General features: G+C 72.4%; 10 protein-coding genes. 4 read left to right on the top strand and 6 right to left on the bottom strand.

The features are described 5' to 3' along the window. Positions 1 to 130: 130 nt before the first annotated feature. From ABT232_RS38075 to ABT232_RS38065, 3 genes are read right to left on the bottom strand one after another with little or no spacing between them, the layout of a single operon-like run. Positions 131 to 1,201, bottom strand: coding sequence for a threonine aldolase family protein (locus ABT232_RS38075; protein WP_351849333.1), 1,071 nt, complete (start codon positions 1,199 to 1,201; stop codon positions 131 to 133). Further along, positions 1,198 to 1,947, bottom strand: a complete 750-nt coding sequence (locus tag ABT232_RS38070) for an SDR family NAD(P)-dependent oxidoreductase (protein WP_351849331.1) — start codon at positions 1,945 to 1,947, stop codon at positions 1,198 to 1,200. The genes ABT232_RS38075 and ABT232_RS38070 overlap by 4 nt, the downstream gene beginning before the upstream one ends. 35 nt (positions 1,948 to 1,982) lie before the next feature. Beyond that, positions 1,983 to 3,380 carry a DUF6421 family protein gene (locus ABT232_RS38065; RefSeq protein ID WP_351849329.1) on the bottom strand — a complete coding sequence of 466 codons (1,398 nt, stop codon included), beginning with the start codon at positions 3,378 to 3,380 and terminating at the stop codon, positions 1,983 to 1,985. 230 nt (positions 3,381 to 3,610) lie between these two features. Here ABT232_RS38065 and ABT232_RS38060 point away from each other — a divergent pair, with 230 nt between their 5' ends. After that, positions 3,611 to 4,294: a glycerophosphodiester phosphodiesterase gene (locus tag ABT232_RS38060; protein ID WP_351849326.1), complete on the top strand. Its 684-nt coding sequence runs from the start codon at positions 3,611 to 3,613 to the stop codon at positions 4,292 to 4,294. 3 nt (positions 4,295 to 4,297) lie between these two features. Here ABT232_RS38060 and ABT232_RS38055 read toward each other — a convergent pair whose 3' ends face one another. Next, entirely contained in the window at positions 4,298 to 4,837 is a 540-nt protein-coding gene (locus ABT232_RS38055; protein WP_351849323.1) for a GNAT family N-acetyltransferase, read from the bottom strand. Positions 4,838 to 4,907: 70 nt separating this feature from the next. Between ABT232_RS38055 and ABT232_RS38050 the strand changes: the two genes are divergently transcribed. From ABT232_RS38050 to ABT232_RS38040, 3 genes are all read left to right on the top strand, one after another. After that, positions 4,908 to 5,300 (top strand): VOC family protein, encoded by a 393-nt coding sequence (locus ABT232_RS38050; RefSeq protein ID WP_351849321.1) that lies wholly within the window; start codon positions 4,908 to 4,910, stop codon positions 5,298 to 5,300. 117 nt (positions 5,301 to 5,417) lie between these two features. Further along, positions 5,418 to 6,182 carry a VOC family protein gene (locus ABT232_RS38045; protein WP_351849319.1) on the top strand — a complete coding sequence of 255 codons (765 nt, stop codon included), beginning with the start codon at positions 5,418 to 5,420 and terminating at the stop codon, positions 6,180 to 6,182. A gap of 80 nt (positions 6,183 to 6,262) precedes the next feature. After that, on the top strand, positions 6,263 to 7,315 hold the full coding sequence (locus ABT232_RS38040; RefSeq protein ID WP_351849316.1) for an aldo/keto reductase: 1,053 nt from the start codon (positions 6,263 to 6,265) through the stop codon (positions 7,313 to 7,315). Between the two features lie 526 nt (positions 7,316 to 7,841). On the opposite strand, the gene ABT232_RS38035 is transcribed toward ABT232_RS38040, so the two are convergent. Further along, on the bottom strand, positions 7,842 to 8,396 hold the full coding sequence (locus ABT232_RS38035; RefSeq protein ID WP_351849314.1) for a MarR family winged helix-turn-helix transcriptional regulator: 555 nt from the start codon (positions 8,394 to 8,396) through the stop codon (positions 7,842 to 7,844). Further along, the coding region (locus ABT232_RS38030; protein WP_351849311.1) for an FUSC family protein at positions 8,393 to 9,380 on the bottom strand (988 nt) is incomplete at its 5' end. The genes ABT232_RS38035 and ABT232_RS38030, both read right to left, overlap by 4 nt.

Here is a 9,380-nt window from a genome sequence, read left to right as displayed (position 1 = left end):
TGTTCTTTTGTTATTTTTACTTTCAACACCTCCAAAAAAACCTCTTTTTCATTATCTTAATTTTCTGGGGCTAGTTTCAACGCGCCGCCCCGGCGGGGGCCCGCCGCTTCACGGGTGTGTGGGCCGGCCCTCAGCGGGCCATCTCCTCCTTGAGCGCCGCGACGAAGGCGTCCACGTCGTCCTCGGTGGTGTCGAAGGCGCACATCCAGCGCACGACGCCGGCCGCCTCGTCCCAGAAGTAGAAGCGGAAGCGCTTCTGCAGGCGCTCGCTCACGTCGTGCGGGAGCTTGGCGAAGACGCCGTTGGCCTGCACCGGGTAGAGGATCTCCACCCCGTGCACCGCCCGCACGCCCTCGGCGAGGCGCTGGGCCATCTCGTTGGAGTGGCGGGCGTTGCGCAGCCACAGGTCCTTGGCGAGCAGCGCCTCCAGCTGCACCGAGACGAACCGCATCTTGGAGGCGAGCTGCATGGACAGCTTGCGCAGATGCTTCATCCGGCGCACGGCGTCCTGGTTGAGGACGACGACGGCCTCGCCGAACAGCGCGCCGTTCTTCGTCCCGCCCAGGGACAGGATGTCGACGCCGACGGCGTTGGTGAACGTCCGCATCGGGACGTTCAGCGAGGCCGCCGCGTTGGCTATCCGGGAACCGTCGAGGTGGACCTTCATGCCGTGCGCGTGGGCGTGGTCGCAGATCGCGCGGATCTCGTCGGGCGTGTACAGGGTGCCCAGTTCGGTGCTCTGGGTGATCGAGACGACCTGCGGCATCGCCCGGTGCTCGTCGTCCCAGCCCCAGGCCTGCCGGTCGATCAGCTCGGGGGTGAGCTTGCCGTCCGGGGTGGGCACGGTGAGCAGCTTCAGGCCGCCCATGCGCTCCGGGGCACCGCCCTCGTCGACGTTGATGTGCGCGCTCTCCGCGCAGATCACCGCACCCCAGCGGTCGGTGACCGCCTGGAGCGCGACGACGTTGGCGCCCGTGCCGTTGAAGACCGGGAACGCCTCCGCCGAGGCTCCGAAGTGGCTGCGGATGATCCGCTGGAGGTTGGCGGTGTAGTCGTCCTCGCCGTACGCGACCTGGTGGCCGCCGTTGGCCAGGGCCAGGGCGGCCATCACCTCGGGGTGGGCTCCGGCGTAGTTGTCACTGGCGAAACCGCGGACCTCGGGGTCGTGATGACGACGCGCGTCGGTCCTGGGAGGGTTCACGGCTTCTCGGTCAGCCACAGACGGTTTCCGTTCACTTCCGCGGCGGGCTTGGACCAGACGTCGACGATGGCCTCGGCGAGGTCGTCGACGTCCGTGAAGCCCGCAAACTTCGCGTTGGGCCGCTCGGCGCGCATCGCCTCGTGCACCAACGCCTTCACCACCAGGATCGCAGCAGCCGAGGTCGGCCCCTGCTCACCCCCGGCCTTGCGGAAGTAGTCGGCCATGGCGAGCGTCCAGGCCTCGGCGGCGGCCTTGCCGGCGGCGTAGGCGGCGTTGCCCGCGGTCGGCTTGCTGGCACCGGCGGCGCTGATCAGCACGTACCGGCCGCGGTCGCTGCGCTGGAGCGCCTCGTGGAAGGCGAGCGAGGTGTGCTGGACGGTGCGGATGAGCAGCAGCTCCAGGAAGTCCCAGTCGTCCAGGCTCGTCTTGGTGAAGGTCTCGCTGCCCCGCCAGCCGCCGACGAGATGGACCAGGCCGTCGACTCGGCCGAACTCCTTCTCGGTGCGGGTGGCCCAGTCGCGTGTGGCGTCCAGGTCGAGCAGGTCGACCGTCTCGCCGGTGACGGTGGCGCCGCCGGAGGCGTACCGCGCCGCGTCCACGGCCTCGGCCAGCCGCTCCGGGTCGTTGTCGGCGCCGACGACCGTGGCGCCGGCCTCCGCGAGGCGCAGCAGCGCCGCCCGCCCGGCCGGTCCGCCCGCTCCGGCGACCGCGATCACCGCACCGCTGAGAGCACCGTTCCCCGTCATGTTCCTCGCCTCCTGAGCAGTGGTCTCGCGGTCGCTCACGCGGCGATCCGCTCGGCGCTGTCGGCCGTGATGCCCTTGGCCGAGGCGATCACGTTCTTCAGCTTCTTCGACAGTGCCTCATAGAACATGCTCAGCGGAAACTCGTCGGGAAGCACGTCATCGACGAGCTTGCGCGGCGGCAGGCTGAGGTCCAGGGCGTCCGGGCCCTTGGCCCACTTGGAGCCGGGGTGCGGGGCGAGGTAGGCGGAGACCAGTTCGTAGCCGGCGAACCAGTGCACGAGCTTGGGGCGGTCGATGCCGTCGCGGTAGAGCTTCTCGATCTCGGCGCACAGCTGGTTGGTGACCTGCGGGGCGCGCTGCCAGTCGATGAAGAGCTTGTTGTCGGTCCAGCGGACGACGTCGTGCTTGTGCAGGTAGGCGAAGAGCAGCTGCCCGCCCAGGCCGTCGTAGTTGCGGACCCGCTCGCCGGAGACCGGGAAGCGGAACATGCGGTCGAAGAGGACCGCGTACTGCACGTCACGGGCCTGCGGGACGCCGTCGGCCTCCAGCTTCACGGCCTCCTTGAAGGCGGTGAGGTCGCAGCGCAGCTCCTCCAGGCCGTACATCCAGAACGGCTGGCGCTGCTTGATCATGAACGGGTCGAAGGGCAGGTCGCCGTGGCTGTGGGTGCGGTCGTGGACCATGTCCCACAGCACGAAGGCCTCTTCGCAGCGCTTCTGGTCGTGGACCATCGCGGCGATGTCCTCGGGCAGTTCCAGACCCAGGATGTCGACGGCGGCGGCGGTCACCCGGCGGAAGCGGGCGGCCTCGCGGTCGCAGAAGATGCCGCCCCAGGTGAACCGCTCCGGGGCCTCGCGCACGGCGATGGTCTCGGGGAACAGGACGGCGGAATGGGTGTCGTAGCCGGCCGTGAAGTCCTCGAACTTGATGCCGCAGAACAGCGGGTTGTCGTAGCGGGTGCGCTCCAGCTCGGCCAGCCAGTCCGGCCAGACCATGCGCAGCACGACCGCTTCGAGGTTGCGGTCGGGGTTGCCGTTCTGCGTGTACATCGGGAAGACGACCAGGTGCTGGAGGCCGTCGGCGCGGCTGCGCGCGGGCTGGAAGGCCAGCAGGGAGTCGAGGAAGTCCGGCACCTCGAAGCCGCCGTCGGCCCAGCGACGCAGGTCGCGCACGAGGGCCTGGTGGTAGGCGGCGTCGTGCGGCAGCAGCGGGGACAGCGTCTCGACGGCCTCGGCGACCTGCCGTACGGCGGCCTCGGCCTCCGCGCGGTCCGGAGCGCCGTCGGCCTCGAAGTCGATCGATCCGTCCTTGGACTGCCATGGCCGGATCCGCTCCACGGCATCCTTGAGCACGGGCCATGCCGGGTGCTCCACCACCCTGGCCACCGGAGGAACCTGCCCCTCCGAACCCACCTGCACAAGAATTTCCGTCATGTCCCATCCTCCGCTGGAGAACCTTGCGTATGGACACCGTATGCATATGCGGTTCTTCCAGCAAGAGGGGGTGGCGGGAAATTATCCTGCGCATGCCCTTGGTCACGAAACTTTTTCCTGTCCGACACGGATCGGACGGTCGCCGCGCAGGGACGGACGCAGGTGCGGATACAAGGCGCGGCGGGGCTACTAGGCTGGCGGGTCTGTCCGTCGACGGAAGCGAGCGAACCTTGAACTTCCTCACCATCGGTCACCGCGGAGTCATGGGTGTCGAACCCGAGAACACCCTGCGCTCCTTCGTCGCCGCCGAACAGGCCGGCCTCGACGTCATCGAACTCGATCTGCATCTGAGCAAGGACGGCGCCCTCGTCGTCATGCACGACGCCGAGGTGGACCGCACGACCGACGGCAGCGGTGCCATCGCCGACAAGACCCTCGCCGAGCTGCGCGCCCTGGACGCGGGCAGGGGCGAGCGGATCCCGGTCTTCGAGGAGGTCCTGGACGCGGTGGACCTGCCGTTGCAGGCCGAGATCAAGGACGTCGCGGCGGCGCGGGCGCTGGCGGAGGTGATCCGGCGGCGGGACCTCGCGGGGCGCGTCGAGGTGTCCTCGTTCCACGACGAGGCGATCACCGAGACGGCCCGGCTGCTGCCCGGCGTGCGCACCGCCCTGATCGCCAGCCGCTACGGCACCGACGTCGTGGACCGCGCGGTGCGGGCCGGTGCCGCGACGGTCTGCCTCAACATCCGCCGGCTGACCCTGGAGGTCGTCGAGCGGGCCCGCGAGGCCGATCTGCGGATCATCGGCTGGGTGGTGAACTCGCAGGAGCACCTGCGGCTGGTCCGGGCCCTGGAACTGGACGGCGCCACGACCGACCTGCCCGGCATCAAGCGCACCGGCCGGTTCACCGCGTGAGGCTCACACCAGCGGCTTGACCAGCAGCTCGAACTGGAGGTCGGGGCGCCGCGGGATGCCGAAGCGCTCGTCGCCGTACGGGAACGGGGACATCCGTCCGGTACGGCGGTAGCCGCGCCGCTCGTACCAGGCGATCAGGTCCTCGCGTACGGAGATCACGGTCATGTGCATCTCCCGCACGCCCCACGTCGCGCGGGCCTGGCGCTCCGCCTCCGCGATGATGACCTTGCCCAGCCCGCCGCCCTGGAGCGCCGGGCTCACCGCGAACATGCCGAAGTAGGCGTAGTCCCCGCGGTGTTCCAGCTGGCAGCAGGCGACCAGGGTGCCGTCCCGCTCCACCGTGAGCAGCCGGCTGTCGGGCGACTCGATCACGCCCAGCACGCCCTCGGGATCGGTCCGCTGTCCTTCGAGGATGTCCGCCTCGGTGGTCCAGCCGGCCCGGCTGGCATCCCCGCGGTACGCCGACTCGATCAGCGCGACCAACGGCTCCACGTCGGCGTCCGTCGCGTCGCGGAAGGTCAGTCCGGTGGTCGCGGTCTCCATCAGGTGCGTCTCCGATTCTCGGCGCGGCTCGGGCAGGGACGAGGGTATCCCCGCCGCTAGGCTCCCGTGCATGGTGCATGTACTCGGCAGCCGAATCCTGCTGCGCCCCCAGGACCCCGAGCGTTCCCGGACCTTCTACGGCGAGCAGCTGGGCCTCGCCGTCTACCGCGAGTTCGGGACCGGGCCGGAACGCGGCACCGTCTACTTCCTCGGCGGCGGCTTCCTCGAACTGTCCGGGCGCTCCGACACCCCGCCCTCCCCCGCCGTGCGGCTCTGGCTCCAGGTCGCCGACGCGCGCGCCGCGCACGAGGAACTGAGCGGGCAGGGGGTGGAGATCGTCCGGCCGCCGGTGAAGGAGCCGTGGGGCCTGGTCGAGATGTGGATCGCGGACCCGGACGGCACTCCGATCGTCCTGGTGGAGGTCCCCGCGGACCATCCCCTCCGCTACCGGCCCGGCATCTGAGACCCGGCGGGCAGGTCACCGCGGGCCGGCCGCCGCCTGGCTCCGGATGGCCGCCCTCCGGTCCCGGGGCTAGCGTGCTGGCAGGGGGACGGCAGGAGACGCGGCGGGAGGAACGCCATGAAGCTCGACGCGCCGGTCGTCGGTGGGCCCTGCTGGACCGAGCTGGGCACCAGCGATCTGGAGGCGGCCAAGGAGTTCTACGGGCGGCTGTTCGGCTGGGCGGCCGAGACGGATCCCCGGCAGGAGGCGGGCGGGTACACCGTCGCGCATCTCGCCGGCGCGGCGGTCGCGGCGCTCGCCCCGCTGTACCAGGAGTCGCAGCCGGTGGCGTGGAACGTGTCGTTCGCCGTGGCCGACGCCGACGTCACCGCCCGGCTGATCGAGGAGGCCGGCGGGAAGGTCCTGGTCGGGCCCATGGACGTGTTCGACGTGGGCCGTTTCGTGGTGGCCCTGGATCCGGGCGGCGCGGCCTTCCAGCTGTGGCAGGCGCGGGCCTTCCCGGGCGCCGGCGTGCTCAACGCGCCGGGCTCGCTCGGCTGGGTGGAGCTGCTGACCCGGGACCCGGCACGGGCGAAGACCTTCTACACCACGGTGTTCGGCTGGACCGTCGGCGCATCCGACCGCTATCCGCAGTGGGGCGTGGACGGCGCCGACTTCGGCGGCATGGTCACGATGGACGACAAGTTCCCGCACGAGGTGCCCCCGCACTGGCTGCCGTACTTCGCGGTCGCCGATGTGGACGACTCCGCGGCGACGGCGACCGAGGCGGACGGCACCGTGCTGATGGAGCCGACGTCGCTGCCCGACGGGCCGCGGATCGCGGTGCTGCGGGATCCGCAGGGGGCGGTGTTCGGCGTCTACCGGGCCGGCGACGAGCGTTGACCCGCGGCCCCGGGACTTGCCCTGGAGCGCTCTCCAGGCCCTAGCGTCGACCGCACGAACTGCTGCGGAGGGAAAGCTACGTGCGGTACACACTGTTCGGCAGGACCGGTCTGCGGGTCAGCGAGCTCAGCCTCGGTGCGATGGTGATGGGCGACGGCCTCGACCACGGCTCCGACAAGGACACCAGCGCCCGGATCGTCGACGCCTACGCGGACGCCGGGGGCAACTTCATCGACACCGCCGACATCTACGCGGGCGGCGCCTCGGAGCGGATCCTCGGCCAGGTGCTGGAGGGGCGGCGCGACGCGTTCGTGCTGGCCAGCAAGTACACCTGCGTGACCCGCGAGGGCGATGTCAACTCCGCCGGGAACCACCGCAAGAACCTGGTGCAGTCGGTGGAGGCGAGCCTGGCGCGGCTGCGCACCGACCGGCTGGACGTGCTGTGGGTGCACGCCCGGGACAACTTCACCCCCGTCGAGGAGGTGATGCGCGCCCTCGACGACCTCGTACGGACCGGCAAGGTGCTCTACCTCGGGGTGTCGGACTGGCCGGCGTGGGAGATCGCCCAGGCGTGCACGCTGGCCGAGCTGCGCGGCTGGACCGCGTTCGCGGGCTCCCAGCTGCGGTACAACCTGCTGGAACGCACCCCGGAGCGCGAACTGCTGCCGCAGGCGCGGGCCTTCGACCAGGCCGTGCTGGCCTGGTCGCCGCTGGCGGCCGGCAAGCTCACCGGCAAGTACCGGCGGGGCGGGACGGGCCGGCTCGGCGCGTCGGGCGCGGCGGCCGATCCGCGCGAGGAGGCGGTGGTCGACGCCGTCGTGGAGATCGCCGAACAGGGCGGCTGGAGCCCGGCGCAGGTGGCGCTGGCCTGGCTGCTGGGCCGGCCGGGCAACGTGGTGCCCATCGTCGCGGCGACCAGGGAGAGCCAGCTCGCCGACAATCTGGCCGCGGCCGACGTACGGCTGGACGCGGACGCCGTCGCCCGGCTCGACGAGGTGAGCGCCGTACCGCTGGGCTTCCCGCACGAGTTCCTCCGCGACCCAGGCGTCACCCGCACCGTCTACGGCGACCGATGGACGGACATCGACGACCGCCGCTCCAGCCACCGGCGCACCGTGCACGACGTCCTGTGACGGCGGGATGCCGTCGACCGGCCGGCGGGCGGCGTCCGTGAGGCGGAGATGAGGGCCGTGAGGGGTGCTGGGAGCCGGACGGGCCGTCCCGTGGCGGGCGCGCGTCCGGCCACGCAGCCGCGCGGCGCGACCGGGCGGTTCGCGGCCGGCGCCTGTGAGGCGGACACCGGTGATCCGGCGGTCCCGGGTGCCGCCGCGCCGGACGGGCTGCTCGCCGCGGAGTGCGCGTCCGGCCGCTCAACCGCTCAGCGCGTCCAGGCAACTCGCGGCCGGCGCCCGTGAGGCCGACACCGATGACCCGGCGGCCCCAGACCTCGCCCCGCCGGACCAGCCCATGACGCGGAGCGCGCCCCGCCACTCAGCCACGCAGCGCGTCCAAGCAACTCGCGGCCGGCGTCCGTGAGGCCGGCACCGGTGACCCGGCGGTCCCATGCCTCACCCCGCCGGACCGGGCGCCCGTGACGGCGGTGCCGTGTGTCGCCCCGCCGGGCGGGCTCTCCGTCCCGCGAGGCGCGCGGCCGGGCGGTCAGCTGCGCAACGCGCCCAAGCGGCCCTCCAGCTGGCCGAGCAGTTCGCCGAGGAGGGCGGCGAGGTTCGACTGCTGTGGCGCCCCCAGCCCGGACAGTACGGCGGTCTCGTAGGCGAGCTGCTCGGGCAGGATGCCGTCGACCAGTTCGCGGCCCGCGTCCGTGAGGCGGATGTGGGTGACCCGGCGGTCCCGGGCGTCGCCGCGCCGTTCGACCAGGCCGCGCTCGGTGAGCTGCTTGAGCCGCTTGGTGACGGCGGCGCCCGAGGAGAACGTCTCCCGGGACAGGTCGCCTGGTGTCAGCTCATGGCCGGTGCGGCGCAGCGCGCCCAGCAGGTCGAACTCGGGGCGGCTGAGTCCGGCCCGGCGCAGCGGGGCGTCCTCGGCCTGCTGGAGCAGCGCGGCACAGCGGTTGACCCGGCCGATGATCTCCATGGGCCCGGTGTCGAGATCCGGGTGCACGGCCTGCCACTGCCGTACGACGGCGGCCACGGTGTCGGCCCGCGCGGCCTCCCGGCTCTCGTCCGTACCGGGCCGCCGTTTCGTCGCCGTCATGGCCGTACTTCCTCCGTCGTCGCGTCGTCCGCTCGCCGGTCCAGGTGCAGGCCCTGGCGGCGTACCGTCTCGGCGAGGGTACGGTGTCCGGCCTGCTCGACGCGGTCGACCCGGTCGGCGGACGGCGTGCGCTGCCCCCACTCGCCGGATGCGGCGTCGGCCGTGACGCGCAGTTCGACCAGTGCGGCGGCGAGGGCGCGGCGGGCGCTCTCCAGGGCGCCGGGGGCCGGCTGTGGCTCGGCGAGCAGGCGGGCGGCGCGCTCCCGGGCGCGTTCGGTGGCGGCGAGGGCGCCGGTGAGGCGGGTGCCCGCACGCCGGTTGGTGACGGCGACGGCGGCCACCAGGCCGACCAGCGCGCCTACGAGGGTGTCCACGATCCGTTCGGTGACCAGGTCGCTGGGGTTCTGGTAGCCGCCGAACTCGGTGATGAGCAGGGCCATCGGGGTCACGCACACGCTGCCGAGCCAGTAGTTGCGGCTGATCAGCGCCTCGGCGCCGAAGCTGAAGGCGAGACAGCACAGCACGAGGGCGGCCTGCCCGAGGTGGGCGAGCGGGGCGACGGCGGCGAAGACGAGGACGCCGGCGAGGTTGCCGACGACGCGCTGGACGCTCCGGCTCCAGGTGAGGGCGAGATTGGCCTGGTAGAGGGCGGCGGCGGTGACGAGAGCCCAGTACGGGCGGCCGATGCCGAGGGCGAGGGAGGCGTATCCGGCGAGGGCGCAGCCGAGGGCGGTGCGGGCGGCGAGGGGGACGAGCGGGGCCAGCCGGTGCCACAGCCGCTCCACGGGGGTGTCCGCGGCGTCGGGCTCGGGGACGGACCGCCCGCCGTCGTTCGGGAGGGGGCCGGTGCCGCGCAGCGAGCGGGCCGCGGCGCGCAGCCGGGCGGGGTCTGTGTCGGCGGGGGCGGCGACGGCGACCTCGGCGCGGACGAGGAGGCGGGTGAGGGCGGGACGGGCGGCGGCCGAGCGGGTGCCGCCGGCGAGC

The organism is Streptomyces sp. NPDC001532 (assembly GCF_040298625.1).
In the GTDB taxonomy this organism is placed as follows: Bacteria; Actinomycetota; Actinomycetes; order Streptomycetales; family Streptomycetaceae; genus Streptomyces.
The sequence above is the reverse complement of the archived record's forward strand: the minus strand, read 5'-3'. Positions and strand labels throughout refer to the sequence as shown.

What these genes read in the sequence shown, in the direction of transcription:
- ABT232_RS38070 (WP_351849331.1), bottom strand. Translation starts at nt 1,947, where the DNA reads ATGACGGGGAACGGTGCTCTCAGCGGTGCGGTGATCGCGGTCGCCGGA.
- ABT232_RS38065 (WP_351849329.1), bottom strand. Translation starts at nt 3,380, where the DNA reads ATGACGGAAATTCTTGTGCAGGTGGGTTCGGAGGGGCAGGTTCCTCCG.
- ABT232_RS38055 (WP_351849323.1), bottom strand. Translation starts at nt 4,837, where the DNA reads ATGGAGACCGCGACCACCGGACTGACCTTCCGCGACGCGACGGACGCC.
- ABT232_RS38050 (WP_351849321.1), top strand. Translation starts at nt 4,908, where the DNA reads ATGGTGCATGTACTCGGCAGCCGAATCCTGCTGCGCCCCCAGGACCCC.
- ABT232_RS38045 (WP_351849319.1), top strand. Translation starts at nt 5,418, where the DNA reads ATGAAGCTCGACGCGCCGGTCGTCGGTGGGCCCTGCTGGACCGAGCTG.
- ABT232_RS38035 (WP_351849314.1), bottom strand. Translation starts at nt 8,396, where the DNA reads ATGACGGCGACGAAACGGCGGCCCGGTACGGACGAGAGCCGGGAGGCC.